Source organism: Marinobacterium zhoushanense (genome assembly GCF_014641945.1).
Taxonomy (GTDB): domain Bacteria; phylum Pseudomonadota; class Gammaproteobacteria; order Pseudomonadales; family Balneatricaceae; genus Marinobacterium_D; species Marinobacterium_D zhoushanense.
In genome coordinates this window covers 154,184-169,352 of record NZ_BMIJ01000008.1, presented here as the reverse complement: position 1 = coordinate 169,352, position 15,169 = coordinate 154,184, and the positions used below count along the sequence as shown (strand labels likewise).

The 15,169-nt window shown below is 58.8% G+C and carries 11 protein-coding genes; 10 read left to right on the top strand and 1 reads right to left on the bottom strand.

Annotated elements, in window-relative coordinates; all coding sequences use genetic code 11:
- The first annotated feature begins 103 nt into the window (after positions 1 to 103).
- The gene (locus IEX40_RS18760) at positions 104 to 769 is read left to right on the top strand and encodes a response regulator transcription factor (RefSeq protein ID WP_188751100.1); all 666 of its coding nucleotides are present in this window, start codon (positions 104 to 106) and stop codon (positions 767 to 769) included.
- 74 nt (positions 770 to 843) lie between these two features.
- On the opposite strand, the gene IEX40_RS18755 is transcribed toward IEX40_RS18760, so the two are convergent.
- Positions 844 to 4,776: a hybrid sensor histidine kinase/response regulator gene (locus tag IEX40_RS18755; protein WP_188751098.1), complete on the bottom strand. Its 3,933-nt coding sequence runs from the start codon at positions 4,774 to 4,776 to the stop codon at positions 844 to 846.
- 314 nt (positions 4,777 to 5,090) lie between these two features.
- Here IEX40_RS18755 and IEX40_RS18750 point away from each other — a divergent pair, with 314 nt between their 5' ends.
- The 9 genes from IEX40_RS18750 to fliI all read left to right on the top strand — a co-directional run bounded on the left by IEX40_RS18750 (position 5,091) and on the right by fliI (position 15,161).
- Positions 5,091 to 5,348 carry a DUF4212 domain-containing protein gene (locus IEX40_RS18750; RefSeq protein WP_188751095.1) on the top strand — a complete coding sequence of 86 codons (258 nt, stop codon included), beginning with the start codon at positions 5,091 to 5,093 and terminating at the stop codon, positions 5,346 to 5,348.
- A gap of 24 nt (positions 5,349 to 5,372) precedes the next feature.
- Positions 5,373 to 7,157, top strand: a complete 1,785-nt coding sequence (locus IEX40_RS18745; RefSeq protein WP_188751093.1) for a sodium:solute symporter family protein — start codon at positions 5,373 to 5,375, stop codon at positions 7,155 to 7,157.
- A 145-nt stretch (positions 7,158 to 7,302) separates the two neighbouring features.
- Entirely contained in the window at positions 7,303 to 9,120 is a 1,818-nt protein-coding gene (locus IEX40_RS18740) for a putative nucleotidyltransferase substrate binding domain-containing protein (RefSeq protein ID WP_188751091.1), read from the top strand.
- A 2-nt stretch (positions 9,121 to 9,122) separates the two neighbouring features.
- The gene (locus tag IEX40_RS18735; protein WP_188751089.1) at positions 9,123 to 9,752 is read left to right on the top strand and encodes a 3'-5' exonuclease; all 630 of its coding nucleotides are present in this window, start codon (positions 9,123 to 9,125) and stop codon (positions 9,750 to 9,752) included.
- 198 nt (positions 9,753 to 9,950) lie between these two features.
- On the top strand, positions 9,951 to 10,304 hold the full coding sequence (gene fliE / locus IEX40_RS18730) for a flagellar hook-basal body complex protein FliE (protein WP_188751087.1): 354 nt from the start codon (positions 9,951 to 9,953) through the stop codon (positions 10,302 to 10,304).
- 29 nt (positions 10,305 to 10,333) lie between these two features.
- Positions 10,334 to 12,013: a flagellar basal-body MS-ring/collar protein FliF gene (gene fliF / locus IEX40_RS18725; protein WP_188751085.1), complete on the top strand. Its 1,680-nt coding sequence runs from the start codon at positions 10,334 to 10,336 to the stop codon at positions 12,011 to 12,013.
- The gene (fliG, locus tag IEX40_RS18720) at positions 12,006 to 13,001 is read left to right on the top strand and encodes a flagellar motor switch protein FliG (protein ID WP_229680837.1); all 996 of its coding nucleotides are present in this window, start codon (positions 12,006 to 12,008) and stop codon (positions 12,999 to 13,001) included. The genes fliF and fliG overlap by 8 nt, the downstream gene beginning before the upstream one ends.
- Before the next feature lie 4 nt (positions 13,002 to 13,005).
- Positions 13,006 to 13,776: a flagellar assembly protein FliH gene (locus tag IEX40_RS18715; RefSeq protein ID WP_188751081.1), complete on the top strand. Its 771-nt coding sequence runs from the start codon at positions 13,006 to 13,008 to the stop codon at positions 13,774 to 13,776.
- The gene (gene fliI, locus IEX40_RS18710; protein WP_188751079.1) at positions 13,773 to 15,161 is read left to right on the top strand and encodes a flagellar protein export ATPase FliI; all 1,389 of its coding nucleotides are present in this window, start codon (positions 13,773 to 13,775) and stop codon (positions 15,159 to 15,161) included. Before IEX40_RS18715 ends, fliI begins: the two co-directional genes overlap by 4 nt.
- Positions 15,162 to 15,169 lie beyond the last annotated feature (8 nt).

Sequence of the window (15,169 nt, the reverse complement as noted above, 5' to 3'; positions counted from 1 at the left end):
ACGGTAATAAGTGTCCTTAAAGTCGCTATTCCTGCTATGATGCCGGCCTATCGGGAAATAAAAACTGTCAAAGGATTGCGGGTAGCAAGTGGGGGAGTAATGCATGCAACTGGCCCAGAAGATCGTTATTGCCGATGATCATCCGCTGTTTCGTGCTGCGTTAAAGCAGGCGGTTACACAGGCCGTTCCCGGTGTCACCATTCTTGAGGCGGACACGCTGGCGGCGGTTCAGGAGAGGGTCGAGTCGCACGACGATGCCGACCTGGTACTTCTCGATATTCATATGCCAGGCGCCCAGGGCTTCTCTGGCCTGGTATTCCTGCGTGGACAGTACCCTGGCATTCCGGTTGTGGTGGTGTCGGGAAGTGAGGAGCCGCAGGTGATGAAGCGGGCGATAGACTACGGCGCTTCAGGCTTCATACCCAAGTCGGCACCGCTGGAGGTTATTTCGGAGGCGATCGTCGCCGTCCTTCAGGGTGAGGAGTGGTTGCCGCAGGAGATCTCCGAAAGTCTCGATGACTTGGTGACTGAGGAGGATCAGCAGTTCGCAGCCGCGCTCGCATCGCTGACACCGCAGCAGTTCCGCGTCCTGACGATGTTGACCGAGGGACTGCTGAACAAGCAGATCGCCTACGAGTTAAGCGTGTCTGAGGCCACGATCAAGGCTCACGTTACCGCCATTCTGCGCAAGCTTGGCGTCCATAGTCGCACTCAGGCCGTGATCGCTGCGCAGCGTTTAGGCGTGGAGCTGCCCAAGCCTGCCATGTAACGCCCCATCGGCAGCTGCCCAGATCAAGGCGCTCCGAAGCTTTCGAAGCGCCTTTTTTATCGCATCTGTCGGCGTCAGCCGCGCGCGGTGGCGATCATTTTGTTGATCAATGCGCGCAGGGCGGCCGGCTTGATTGGCTTATTCAGCAGCTGGGCGCCCGACTCACGTATCTCGTTGGTGACCTCATCGGTCCTGTCCGCAGTGATTACAATGGCGGGTACCGGCTTATCCCAGCTCGGAGCAAGTTGGGAGAGGGCCATCAACCCGGTTTCCGTTTCCCCGAGATGGTAGTCGGCCAGGACGATGTCCGGAACCCAGGAGTCGCCCGCCGTTTTTTCCTGCGCTTGTGTGCCTGACAGCGCGGTGCGTACTTCGCAGGACCAGCCCTGTAGCAGCGCCGACATCCCCTCCAGGATCTTCGGTTCGTTATCGATCACCAGTACACGGACGCCGTTAAGCCCCTTGCTGCGAATCCAGCCGCGCTGTTCCGGCTTGGGTCGCTCGGCGCGAGCTGGATCGCCCAGGGGCACGGTGATGCTGAATACCGTACCCTGGCCCGGCCAGGAGCGCACGCTGAGGTGGTGGCCGAGCATGCGGGCGATACGCTCGGTGATCGCCAACCCCAACCCGAGCCCTTTAACTTCGCTGTGTTTGGGGTTATCGATACGGCGGAACTCCTCGAACACCTCGCCCAATTTACTCTCGGGTATACCGACGCCGGTATCCCACACCTCAAGCCTCAGGCTCTCGCCCTGATGACGCGCGCCGAGCAGTACCTTGCCCTTGGCGGTATAGCGGATGGCATTGGAGAGGAAGTTCTGCAGTATCCGCCGTAGCAGAGCCTGATCCGAGTGGACCACTCGCTTGCAGCTAACATGATGGAAGTTCAGCCCTTTCTCTTTGGCGACAGCAGTGAATTCGGCCGCCAGGTGCTGGAACAGGGCGTCCAGCGCGAAGTGGCTGAAGTTGGGCTCCAGGGCGCCGGCATCCAGTTTTGAAATATCGAGAATCGCGGTAATCAGCTCCTCCGCTGCGCGCAGCGCGTTATCCAGATTCTCCACCAGCTGGTTGGTTTCCGGCTGGTGGGTCTGCTGGGCCAGGGCCGAGGTAAACAGGCGGGCGGCGTTCAGCGGCTGCAGCAGGTCGTGGCTTGCCGCGGCGAGGAAGCGCGTCTTGCCCAGGTTGGCCGCTTCGGCGTCGGACTTGGCCTGGCGCAGCTCGTCCTCCATCAAGGCGCGAACGGTGTTCTCCTTGCGTAGCTCCTTGTTGACCACCGAAAGTGCGTGGGTGCGCTCGCGGACGCGCTGCTCCAGGTTCTCGTTGGTCTCCTGCAGCGCGATTTCGGCGTTTCGGCGCTCGGTAATATCCTGATATAGCGTGAAGTACCCCAGAACATCGCCATATTCCCCGATATGGGGGATGTAGGTGACTTCGGCATAGCGTACCGAGTTATCCCGGGTCGGCATCCGGGTCTCGAAGCGCTGGCGCTCGCCGGAGAGCACCTTGCGGATATAGTGTTGGCGCTGCTCGTGCTCCTCCTTCGGCAGGATCTTGTGCGACGGCGTGCCGGCAATGGTGTGCCGATCGATGCCGAACGCATCGGCGTACGCCTTGTTGACGAACAGGAAGTTGCGATCGGGATCCAGATAGGCGATCAATACCGGCACGTTATCGGTGTAGATGCGGACGTTCTGCTCACTCTCGCGCAGCGCCTCTTCGGTGCGCTTGTGCTGGGTGATGTCCATGTAGGTATTGACGTAGCCGCCGTTCGGCATCGGGTTGCCGCGTACCTCGAGCACGGTGCCATCCGGGCGATAGCGTTCGAAAGCGTGCGGCTGACCGGAGCTGATCAGGGCCAGCCGCTCCTCCACCTGCTCATCGATACTGCCGCTGCTCATGCCATACTCGCCGCGCACAGCGTTGTAGCGGAACACCTCCTCGACCGGGCGGCCAACGCAGACCAGCCCCTCCGGGTAGTTGAACATATCGATATAGCGCTGGTTCCACGCCACCAGACGCATGCGCTGATCGACCACGCTTATCCCTAAGCTGATATTCTCGATCGTGGACTGCAGTAGTGAGCGGTTGAAACGCAGAGCTTGGGAAGCCTCGTCGACGATGGCCACCACGTCGCCGATCTCCATCTCCTTGCCGCGCAGGGTCGAGTCCATGACGATGCGGGCCGATGATGCCCCGATGGCGCCGGCCAGCAGGCGTTCGGTGTACTGGATCAGCTCAGGTGCTGCCTTGCTGCCGGGCAGCGGAGGCTCCTCTCCACGCTGCAGGGCGAAGCCGGTAAACGCGTGCTGGGTACGACTGATGCCGAGAAAGCGCTCGGTGAGCATCTGCAGGTCACCGACCGTCACCTGGCTGGTAAGACGTCCAGGCTCGGAAAAGCCCTTGGCGTGTACGTTGGTAAACGCGCTGGCCTGGATGCGGTCGACCAGTCGCTGGTTGGTCAGTGCCGAGATCAGGATATAGAGCAGAGTATTCAGGCTCAGGCTCCAGAGCACCCCATGACTGAGCGGATCGAGGAAGTCGATGCCCAGCAGGCCGGTCGGTGCCAGCCACTGCGGCGTGATCCAACTGCCCTCGAGCAGGTAGGTTGGTACCAGATGTGCTGACTGCATGGAGGGCAGCACCAATGTGTAGAGCCAAAGCAGAAAGCCGGCCGACAGCCCAGCCAGCACCCCGTGACGGTTGCCGCGTTTCCAGTAGATACCGCCGAGAATAGCCGGCAGAAACTGGATGGCGGCGACAAAGGCGAGCAAGCCGAAGGAGGCCAGTGAGCCCTGCTCGCCAAGGATTCGGTAGTAAAAGTATCCGAGCAGCAGCAGGGTGATGATGGTGACTCGACGTACCCTCAGCAGCAGCGCGCCTAAGTCCGCGGACTCAGAGAGGTGTAGCTGTGGGATGCGCAGCAGTACCGGAATCACGATGTCGTTACAGACCATGGTGGCCAGGGTGATGCTGGCGACAATCACCATGCTGGTAGCGGCGGAAAGGCCGCCGATAAAGGCGAAGGTTGCGAGGTACTCGCGGCCTTCGGCCAGTGGCAGCATCAGCACGAAGGTGTCTGCATCCACGCCGCTCTGGCCGAAATAGTTCAGCCCGCCTGTTGCGATTGGCAGTACAAATAGCGAGAGCAGCAAAAGGTATAGCGGAAAGACCCAGCGGGCGGTGCGCAGATTGCGGCTGTCGGTATTCTCAACGATGGTGACATGAAATTGGCGGGGTAGGCAGATCGCCGCGCCACAGGCGAGGAGTACTTCCGTCAAAAAACTGCCGCTAAACAGGGAGCCGAAGTTCGTATTCTCTCGCAGTTGCAGCTGAATATTGCTGACCAGCCCATCGATACCGCCGAACAGGCCGAAAGTGACGAACAGGCCGACGGCAATGAACGCTGCCAGCTTGACGATCGACTCGAAGGCGACCGCCAACACCAGGCCCTCGTGGTGCTCGGTGGCATCGATATGGCGAGTGCCGAACAGGATGCCGAACACCGCCATCGCCAGGGCGACGAACAGGGCGGTATCGCTACCCTTGCTCAGCGCCTCGGTGGCGCCGGGGGCAAGTGCGTTGTAGCTGATCGCCACGGCCTTTAGCTGCAGTGCGATATAGGGGATGGTGCCCAGTACGGCGATGACGGTGACCAGCACGGCCAGGCTCTGGCTCTTGCCATAACGCGATGAGATGAAGTCGGAGATCGAGGTGATGTTCTGCTGTTTGCTGATCAGGATGATTTTCTCGATTACCCGCCAGGCGAACAGGAATACCAGCGCCGGACCCAGGTAGGTGGCCATGAACTCCCAACCGGTCGATGCAGCGCGGCCCACGGCGCCGTAAAAGGTCCAGGAGGAGCAGTACACCGCCAGCGACAGCGAATAGACCCAGGGGTTGGCCGCCCACTGTTTACCCGCGCTGCTTTTATCGCCGTAATAGGCCAGGGCGAAGAGCAGACAGAGGTAGGCAAGTGAGATCAGTATGATGGTCCAGCCTGATAACATGTCGACACTTTCCGCTTATCAAAGAAAATTCATACTGCCAGTGTAACCTGCCTGCGCGACTCAAGGGAGAGCAGGTCGGCGATGCCCGGAATTATTGGAATAAGAACCCTAAGACCTTGGTCTAGGTTGTTTTTTCCCTGGCCGGCACACTATTGTGAGGCTGACGCTACTGGCGCGGGCGATGCAGCGCTGAGGGCCGGATTGTAGACAGTATGAGTCAGACTAAAGTCGGGGATTTTATCTCCCGGCGCCTTTGTTAGATTCAGCCTGTCTGCTTCCATGTCTTGTATAAAAACAATAGTAAGGATGGTGCCATGTCTAGCAACAGCAGTGCGCAGGCCTACTGGAAAGAAAACCTGCGTATCATCATGACCTACCTCGCGATCTGGTTTGTCGTCTCCTACGGGTGCGGCATCCTGTTCGTTGATGCCCTGGATCAGATCCAGTTCTTCGGCTTCCCGCTCGGGTTCTGGTTCGCACAACAGGGTTCAATCTACGTCTTCCTCGGGCTTATCTGGGCATACGTGTTCAGCATGAACAAGCTCGACGAGAAGTATGACGTTCACGAATAACTATAAGTACGAAGGACGCTCACTATGAGTCTTGATCTGCTCACATACCTGTTTATCGGGGGGTCGTTCGCGCTCTATATCGGGATCGCGATATGGGCGCGCGCGGGTTCTACCAAAGAGTTCTACGTGGCAGGTGGCGGTGTGCCGCCGGTTGCCAACGGTATGGCGACTGCGGCTGACTGGATGTCCGCTGCATCGTTCATCTCCCTGGCCGGTATCGTTTCCTTTATCGGCCGTGACGGTACCGCCTATCTGATGGGCTGGACCGGCGGTTACGTGCTGCTGGCGATGCTGCTGGCGCCCTACCTGCGTAAGTTCGGCAAGTTCACCGTGCCTGACTTCGTTGGTGACCGCTACTACTCCAGCACCGCGCGCACCATCGCGGTTATCTGCACCATCGTCATCTCCTTCACCTATGTGGCGGGTCAGATGCGCGGTGTAGGTATCGTGTTCTCCCGCTACCTGCACGTGGATATCAATACCGGCGTTATCATCGGTATGGCCATCGTATTCTTCTATGCTGTGCTCGGCGGCATGAAAGGGATCACCTACACCCAGGTGGCTCAGTACTGCGTACTGATCCTGGCGTTCATGGTGCCGGCGATCTTCCTGTCCATGCAGGTAACCGGGCACTTCCTGCCTCAGACCGGTCTCGGGGCTACCCTGGAAAGCGGCAAATCCGTTCTGACCACGCTGAATGAACTGTCCGTGGAGCTGGGCTTCGCCGAATATACTGCCGGTAAAAAGACCACTATCGACATCTTCTTCCTGACCGCTGCACTGATGTGCGGTACTGCTGGTCTGCCGCACGTTATCGTGCGCTTCTTCACCGTTCCGCGCGTGAAGGATGCCCGTCTGTCCGCCGGTTGGGCGCTGATCTTTATCGCTATCCTGTACACCACCGTACCTGCGGTTGCAGGCTTCGGTCGCGTGAACCTGATCCAGACCATCAATGGTCAGGATAACGCTGGTGTTGCCTATGCTGAGATGCCGTCCTGGTTCAAGAACTGGGAAAATGCCGGTCTGATCGCGTGGACCGACAAGAATGGCGACGGCAAGGTGCACTACTCTGCCGGCAACGCCTTTGCGGGTAGCGGCAAGCCTGCCTTCGGCGATGGTCGTGTAGACGGTAATGCCGATATGCAGCGCATCACCACCAACCCGTCCGAAGGTGCAAACGAAGTCTATGTCGATCGCGACATCATGGTACTGGCCAACCCGGAGATCGCGCAGCTGCCGAACTGGGTTATCGCTCTGGTTGCCGCGGGCGCGGTGGCAGCGGCGCTGTCTACGGCAGCCGGTCTGTTGCTGGTTATCTCGACCTCGATCTCGCATGACCTGATGAAGAAGACGCTGAAACCGGATATCACCGACAAGCAGGAGCTGATGTATGCGCGTCTTGCTGCAATCGTTGCGATCCTGATCGCCGGTTACTTCGGTATCAACCCGCCGGGCTTCGTGGCTCAGGTGGTAGCCTTGGCCTTCGGTCTGGCAGCCTCTTCGGTCTTCCCGGCCATCATCATGGGTATCTTCAGCACCCGCATGAATACCCAGGGGGCAGTTGCAGGTATGCTGGTGGGTCTGGTTTCGACCATGTCCTACATCATCTACTTCAAGTTCATGGGTGGTTCCGCTGATCAGCTGTTCCTCGGCATCTCTCCAGAGGGCTTCGGTACCGTTGGCATGATCCTGAACTTCGTCGTGGCTTATGCGGTGTCCGCTATGACCCCGCCGCCGCCGGAAGAGATCCAGCACATCGTTGAGGATATCCGTATCCCGCGTGGTGCCGGTGCAGCTCATGCGCACTGATCGCTGAATCAGTCGCGATAACAAGGAGGGGCACACCGGCGCAGGTTGGTGTGCCCCTTCTGCTTTACTCAATGATAAGCCCGTATGGCAGGGCCGGCTTGGCATGCGTTGCTAAGTCAGGGATATCGCATACGAGGAGGATCGAATGACCGATTCGTTCAAGATGGACAACATCCCATTCAGCTTGCTGGATCAGCAGGAGCAGGCTCTGGTCAACACTAACCTCGACCTGGCTTACTTTCAGCAGGGTGAGAAAATCATCGCCGCCGGGGATGTGCCGGAAGGGGTGCACGTTATCCTCAAGGGGCGGGTGAGGGAGAGCGAAGCCGGTGAGGATCAGCAGCATGTGTATGTCCACTACGAGAACGAAGACTATTTCGGCGGCTGGTCAGCTCTACGGGGGCGGGCGATTCACGATTTTATCGCTGAAGAGGAGACGATCTGTCATATCCTGCCCACCCGCATTCTGCTTGAGCTGATGCAGAGTAATGCGCTGTTTGCGGATTACTTTCAGCAGGATTTTGCAGTTAAAACCGAGATCGCCGCTCAGCATGGCAAGGGTCAGGATATGGCCGAGTTCATGCTGTCGAAAATCACCAGCGCTACCATACGCGAGCCACTGATCGTCGACGAGGGTACCAGCATCCGCGCAGCGACGCAGTTGATGCGGGAGTCCAAGGCTGATTGTCTGTTGGCGCGAAAGGGGGGGCGCTTCGGTATGGTAACGGGCACCGACCTGCTCGATGCCGTGGTGCTGAAAGGGTTGGCGCTGGATAGCGACGTGTCCGACCTTGCCTCCTATCGGCTGGTGACCGCCGATCCCGATGACTATCTGTTTAACGCATTGGTCATGATGACCCGGCAGCAGATCGAGCGTGTGGTGGTGATGAGTGGCCAGACGCTGGTCGGTGTGGTGGAGCTGACCGATGTGCTCAGTTACTTCTCCAGCCATTCCCATGTGATCGGTATTCGTATCGAGCGCGCCTCGTCGATCGATGATCTACGCGAAGCCGCCCAGGGGCTGAACGATCTGATCAAGGCGCTGATCTCAACCGGGGTCAAGATCCGGTTCACCATGGATCTGCTGGCGGCCATGAATGGCCGTATCATTGCCAAACTGTTCGATCTGGTGATACCGGTCGACATGCAGCCGCATGTCTGCCTGATCGTCATGGGCTCAGAGGGGCGCGGCGAGCAGATCATGAAAACCGACCAGGATAATGCACTGCTGTTTCGCGATGGGCTCTCCTGGGCCGCGATGCAGCAGGTTATGAACAGCTTCAGCGAGCAGCTTATTTCGTTCGGATTTCCGCCCTGTCCGGGCAATATCATGGTGTCCAACCCTGAGTGGGTCAATTCGGTCGGTGACTGGACGCAGAAACTGAGTGACTGGGCTGAAACCTGTGAAGGGGAGGCGCAGATGAAGCTGGCAATCGCCGTGGATGCCAAGCCGGTGGCGGGTAATCAGGCGCTATTTAAGGTCGCGCGCAACTGGTTCTTGCGCCATCTGCGCAATAATGATGTTTTCTTTTCCCACTTTGCTCGAGCGGCGATCGAGTTCGATACCCCGCTGACCTTTTTCGGTAATCTCAAGGACAAGGCGGAGCTTGATATAAAAAAGGGGGGGATCTTCCCGATTGTGCACGGCGTGCGCACGCTCGCGCTTGAACACCGGATTCTGGCGACTAACACTTATAAGCGTATAGAGGCACTAATCGAATCGGGGCAGCTACAGGAAAAAGAGGGCAAGGAGATCTCCGAGGCGTTATCGCTTTTCGTTCAGCTTCGACTTCGCCAGCAGATGCGTCGGGTGGAGGAGAGTGACGACGGTTTCGATCCGACGCCTAACCTGATTGAACTGCAGCGCCTGAATAAGATGGAACGTGATCTTTTACGTGATGCATTGCAGGTGGTGAAGAGCTTCAAGAAGCATTTGACGCTGCGTTATCACCTGGGGGGCTAAACATGATAATTCCTAGAACGATACGGCGCTTACAGGATAGGCGCACGCACAAGAGTGGGCCCTGGGCGAATCTGTTCGAGTCCTATGATGGTGACGAGGTGGTGTCTCTGGACTGCGAAACGACAAGTTTGGAGGTCGGGCAGGCTGAGATACTGTCCATCGGCGCTGTTCGTATCCAGGGAAAAAAGGTGAAGACCAGCGACCGCTTGGATATACGGCTCAAGCCACCAGCCAGCCTTTCTGGTGAATCGATCAAGGTGCATAAGATCAGAGCCAGTGACCTCGTTGACGGCATCGAACTGGAGGACGCACTGGAACAGTTGCTGAATTTCATCGGCAACCGGCCGATCCTCGGTTATTACGTCAACTATGATATTCGCGTTATCGACAAGTTCTTGCGCCCGCTGTACGGCTTTGGTCTGCCAAACAAGGCAATCGAACTGTCCCATGTCTATCATGACATCATCAAATGGAAGCATGTTGGTGGCGATGTGGATCTGCGCTTCGATACCATTGCCAGCAAGCTAGACATACCGATTATTCAGCGTCACACCGCCTTGGGTGATGCGATCACTGTGGCATTAATGTATGTGCGACTGAAACACGGACAGTCACCGTCCCATACTCATTAATCTGTTGCAATCTGCTGCACTTTTTCGAGTGTCAAAAAACAAACGGGCTCATGGCCCGTTTTTTGCTTGATTCATGCTTAAGCGACATGAAAGCTGGCGTATGACGGAAAATTGTCGCCTTTCGGGTCGTAAAAGGTTGAAGCCGAGCGGTTGAAATCTATAATGTCAAAATATTGCCGCGCAGTTTAGGGGTGTTGCATGATCGAACGTGCCGATATCAACGGGGTTCTCGAGCAGATGCGTGCGCTGAAGGCGCAAGCTCAGCAAGGAGCACGTCAGATTGAGATGCCGCAGGTCGTGGCCGGGCAGAAGGCTGAAGAGGTCCAGAAGGGGGGCTTCGGTGACCTGCTGAAGATGGCGATCGATGAGGTCAATTCCCAACAGGCGGAAGCCAAAAAATTGGCGACGGCCTATGAGCTGGGTGATCCTAGTGTCGATCTGCCTCAGGTGATGATTCAGGCGCAGAAAGCCTCGGTCTCCTTTCAGGCCATGACCCAGGTGCGCAACCGTCTGGTCAAGGCCTATGAAGATGTAATGAGTATGTCGATCTGAATATCGTTCTAATAGCTTTTTGAGGCTGCATGGATAATACGGCGGGACAAATCGGAGCGAAGGGGAGCTGGATGTCGGGCTTTAACGGCCTGGGGATCCTGCGCCAGCTCGGTTTGATGGTGGGGCTGGCCGCCAGTATCGCCATTGGCTTCGCTGTGGTGCTCTGGTCTCAGGAGCCCGATTACCGCGTCCTCTTCTCCAATCTGACCTTTGCCGATGCCAATGATGTCATCGGGCAGCTGGAGCAGCTGCAGATCCCCTATGAATTCGACGCGGCCGGGCGCGCGATACTGGTGCCGCAGGATCAGGTCCATCAGGCCCGTCTGCGCTTGGCTGCCGATGGTTTCACTGATGATAAAACGGTAGGTTTCGAGCTGCTTGACCAGGATCAGGGGCTGGGTACCAGTCAGTTCATGGAAACGGCGCGCTATCGTCGCGGGTTGGAGGGTGAGCTGGCGAGAACGATATCGAGCATGCTGGCGATACGAAGTGCGCGCGTACACCTGGCGATCCCGAAAGATTCGGTATTTATCCGCGACTCACGCAAGCCCCGCGCGTCCGTATTTGTTGAGTTGTTCTCAGGTCGCTCGCTGGAGCGCAACCAGGTTGCGGCAATCGCCAATCTGGTGGCTTCCAGTATTCCCGAGTTGGACGTCAATGATGTCACCGTTGTCGATCAAAAGGGGCGGTTACTGAATACGCGCGATGCCGATGTCGATGTGGTGCTGGCGGCCAAGCAACTCGAATACACCCGCAGTATCGAAGATACCCTGCTCAATCGTGTAAACAGCATACTGCAGCCGGTGCTCGGACTGGGTAATTTCAGGGCCGAGGTGTCGGCGGAGATCGATTTCACCCAGATCGAGCAGGCAGACGAGATGTACAATCCGGATCTGCCCGCCCTGCGCAGTGAGAAAACACTGGAGGAGAATCGTGCCGCGGGTGCCGATGTCGGTGGCGTGCCGGGAGCACTGTCCAATCAGCCGCCAGGTCCGAGCAGTGTGCCGGAGCAGGTTGGGGCAAATGGTGGTGCGCTGGCAACCGGTGGGACCGCCAGCGGTTCGAGTCGGGAGCAGGCGGTGCGCAACTACGAGCTGGATCGCACCGTTAGCTATACCAAACATCAGCAGGGGCGGGTGCAGCGGCTGAGTGTCGCAGTCGTGGTCGATGACCTGGTGAGCGTTAATCCGGAAGACGGTAGTCAGATCCGGACTCAGTGGCAGCAGGGTGAGCTGGAACGCCTGCGTCTGCTGGTGCAGAATGCGGTTGGTTACTCTGCAGTGCGCGGTGATAGTGTGACCGTGGTGAATTCGCCCTTTGTGCCACCCGAGCAGGTGCAGGAGGAGGAACTCTCGTTCTGGCAGCAGGAGTGGTTCTGGGATCTCGGCAAGCAACTCATGGCCGCGCTATTCGTGCTGATTCTGGTGCTTGGCGTGCTGCGGCCGATTTTGAAAAGCCTGGCCAGTTCCGGCTCGGGCAAGGAGGAGCTCAAACTGGGGCCAGCCGGGGATGTGTCGGCCGAGCTCGAGGGGCTTGAGGGTGCCGGGATCGCCGATGATAAGGTGACCTTTGGCGGTATCGACAAGAGCATGATGGCGACACCCAACGAAAGTTTCGAGTATCAGCTTAATGCCATACGCAGCATGGTGGCAGAGGATCCCGCAAAGGTAGCGCAGGCGGTGCGCCAGTGGGTGGTTGAGCGTGAGTGAATTGACCGATATCGAAAAGGCCGCCATTCTGTTGATCAGCTTGGGTGAGTCCGATGCGGCGGAGGTGCTTAAACACCTTGGGCCCAAGGAGGTGCAGCGCATCGGTGAGGCGATGACCCAGCTGGACAATGTTCCTCAGTCACGTGTCGAGGCGGTGGTGACCGATTTTCTTGGTGTGGTCAGCGATCAGACCGGTATCGGCATCAACAACGACCGCTATATCAAGGCGATGTTGAACCAGGCGCTGGGCGAAGAGAAGGCCAAGACGCTGATCGATCGCATCCTGATGACAACTAATACTTCGGGACTCGATACGCTGCGCTGGATGGATCCGCGTCAGGTCGCCGAGCTGCTCCGTTATGAGCATCCGCAGATCCAGGCGGTGGTGGTGGCCTATCTGGACCCGGATCAGGCGGCCAGTGTGCTCAGCTTTTTCGATGACAAGGTGCGCACCGATATGGTGATGCGCATCGCCGCGCTCGATCGCATCCAGCCTCAGGCGCTGCAGGAACTCAATGACATGCTCGAGTCCCAGTTCAGCGGTACGCGTACCAGTCAGACCACGCGGCTGGGTGGCGTACGCCATACCGCGGATATCATGAACTACCTGGATTCAACCATCGAAGCCGAATTGATGGATGCGATCAAGGACACCGACGAGGGCCTGGCGCAGGAGATCCAGGATCTGATGTTCGTGTTCGACAACCTGCTCGACGTGGACGATATGAGTATTCAGGTGATCCTGCGCGAAATCTCCACCGATATTCTGGTGGTGGCGCTGAAGGGCGCCGATACGGCGCTGCAGGAGAAGATCTTCAAAAACATGTCCAAACGTGCTGCCGAGCTGCTGCGTGACGACCTCGAAGCGAAGGGGCCGGTACGTGTCAGCGAAGTTGAGGCGGCACAGAAAGAGATTCTGTCCGTGGCGCGCCGCCTGGCCGACGAGGGTGAGATTATACTCGGTGGCGGCGGTGAAGATATGATCTAAGGATATGAAACCCGAGTCTCGAAAACCCATCCGTATCCGTGCGAGCGAGGTGCGCGAGGTCAGCACCTGGCAATTGCCGGATATGAGCGAAACCGAGCATGAGCGCTTGATCGCGCTGGCACAGAAGCGCCCGGCGAAACCTCAACCCGTAGTGCAGGTCGTCGAGGAAGAGGTCTACGCCGAAAAATTGACGCTGGCGCAGTGGCAAGAGATCTGCGATGCCGCCCGTGCCGAAGGGCTGGAGCAGGGACATGTCGAGGGCATGGAGTTGGGGCGGCAGGAGGGGCACGCGCAGGGCGTGCAGCTGGGTCTGGACGAAGGTAGGGCCCGGATCGACGAGCAGGTTGCCCGCCTGAGTGGGATTATCGACCAGCTGCAGCGCCCGCTCGAACAGCAAGGGGCGGAGCTGGAGACGCTGCTGATTCGTCTGGTGACGCAGCTTTCCGAAGCGGTGGTGCAGGCGGAACTGCGCAGTCGACCGGAAGTGCTGCAGACAACCATCAGCAGCGCACTGGCCTGCATACCGCCGCATGCGGGGACGCCTGTTCTCGCCTTGCACCCGGATGATCTGCCCCTGGTACAACCTGAGGCTGAGCAGCAGGGCTGGGAGCTGGTCGCGGATGGGTCGCTAACGCCCGGCGGCTGCGTATTGCGCGCCGGAGCCTGCCGTGTCGACGCCAGTGTGGAAACGCGTTTCGATCAGGTGGCCAAGCAGTTGCTGGAGCACCTGTTGCCGGCGACCGCAGAAGGTGGAGACGACGGAGCAGCATCATGACTAGGCTGGCCGGTCGGATCTCCCGTTATCTCGATATCCCCTATCAATCGCCAAGACCCAGTACCGAGGGACAGATCACCCGCCTGATCGGACTGACACTGGAGGCGGTGGGGCTGCGCGTGGCGCTGGGGGACTATTGCCTGGTTGAGGTGGGGGGCGGTCAGCAGGCAGAAGCCGAGGTGGTGGGGTTTGCCGGGGACAGGATCTACCTGATGCCGCTGCACAGTATCGATGGTCTCAGCCCCGGTGCACGCGTAACGCCGAAGGTGGGGGCAAGTCTGGTGCCGGTGGGCCCTGGATTGCTGGGGCGGGTGATCGACGGAATCGGGCGGCCGCTGGATGGCAAAGGGGCGCTGGATGCCGAAGATATGGTGCCCCTCGCCGGCGAGACGATCAATCCGCTTAAGCGCCACCCGATCGAAAAGACGCTGGATGTCGGTGTGCGTGCGATCAATGGCTTACTGACGGTCGGGCGCGGACAGCGTCTGGGGCTGTTTGCCGGCAGTGGTGTCGGCAAGTCCGTGCTGCTGGGCATGATGACCCGCTATACCGAAGCCGAGATTACCGTTGTCGGCTTGATCGGTGAGCGTGGACGAGAGGTGCGCGAGTTTATCGATCACAGTCTCGGCAGCGAGGGGATGGCAAGATCCGTGGTCGTGGCGTCCCCGGCGGACGACTCGCCGCTGATGCGTCTGCGTGCGGCACAGCTGGCCACGCGGATCGCGGAATATTTCCGTGCCCAGGGCAAAAACGTATTGCTGTTGATGGACTCCCTGACCCGTTATGCCCAGGCACAGCGTGAGATTGCGCTGGCAGTGGGCGAACCACCGGCGACCAAAGGATACCCGCCCTCTGTATTTGCCAAGCTGCCCAAGCTAGTGGAGCGGGCCGGCAATGGTGAAACCGGTGGCGGTTCGGTTACCGCCTTTTATACCGTACTGACCGAGGGCGATGATCAGCAGGATCCGGTGGCGGATTCTGCTCGGGCGATTCTGGATGGGCATGTGGTGCTGTCGCGTGACCTGGCCGAGCGGGGGCACTACCCGGCGATCGATATCGAGGCCTCCATCAGCCGAGCCATGCCGCAGATAGTGGATCCCGCCCATCTGCAGCTCGCCATGCAGATGAAGCGTATCTGGGCGCGTTATCACCAGAACGAAGACCTGATCGCGGTCGGTGCCTATGCCCGTGGCTCGGACGCGGAAACCGACCGCGCCATCGACCTGATGCCGGTGCTCAGAGCCTACCTGCAGCAGGGAATGCAGGAACCCATGCCGATGCAGAGATCGATCCAGGAGTTGGCGGTTATCATGCAGACGCCGCCAGCCCAACCCAAACCCAACCAGCCGGTGGCGGGTGTGCGACGGGTCGGTGGTGGAGCCTAGAGCTGAGG

Excerpts from the sequence above, each read along its gene's own strand:
- IEX40_RS18715 (WP_188751081.1), top strand. The coding sequence starts at position 13,006 with ATGAAACCCGAGTCTCGAAAACCCATCCGTATCCGTGCGAGCGAGGTG.
- IEX40_RS18745 (WP_188751093.1), top strand. The coding sequence starts at position 5,373 with ATGAGTCTTGATCTGCTCACATACCTGTTTATCGGGGGGTCGTTCGCG.
- IEX40_RS18750 (WP_188751095.1), top strand. The coding sequence starts at position 5,091 with ATGTCTAGCAACAGCAGTGCGCAGGCCTACTGGAAAGAAAACCTGCGT.
- IEX40_RS18755 (WP_188751098.1), bottom strand. The coding sequence starts at position 4,776 with ATGTTATCAGGCTGGACCATCATACTGATCTCACTTGCCTACCTCTGT.
- IEX40_RS18760 (WP_188751100.1), top strand. The coding sequence starts at position 104 with ATGCAACTGGCCCAGAAGATCGTTATTGCCGATGATCATCCGCTGTTT.
- IEX40_RS18740 (WP_188751091.1), top strand. The coding sequence starts at position 7,303 with ATGACCGATTCGTTCAAGATGGACAACATCCCATTCAGCTTGCTGGAT.
- IEX40_RS18735 (WP_188751089.1), top strand. The coding sequence starts at position 9,123 with ATGATAATTCCTAGAACGATACGGCGCTTACAGGATAGGCGCACGCAC.
- fliF (WP_188751085.1), top strand. The coding sequence starts at position 10,334 with ATGGATAATACGGCGGGACAAATCGGAGCGAAGGGGAGCTGGATGTCG.
- fliI (WP_188751079.1), top strand. The coding sequence starts at position 13,773 with ATGACTAGGCTGGCCGGTCGGATCTCCCGTTATCTCGATATCCCCTAT.
- fliE (WP_188751087.1), top strand. The coding sequence starts at position 9,951 with ATGATCGAACGTGCCGATATCAACGGGGTTCTCGAGCAGATGCGTGCG.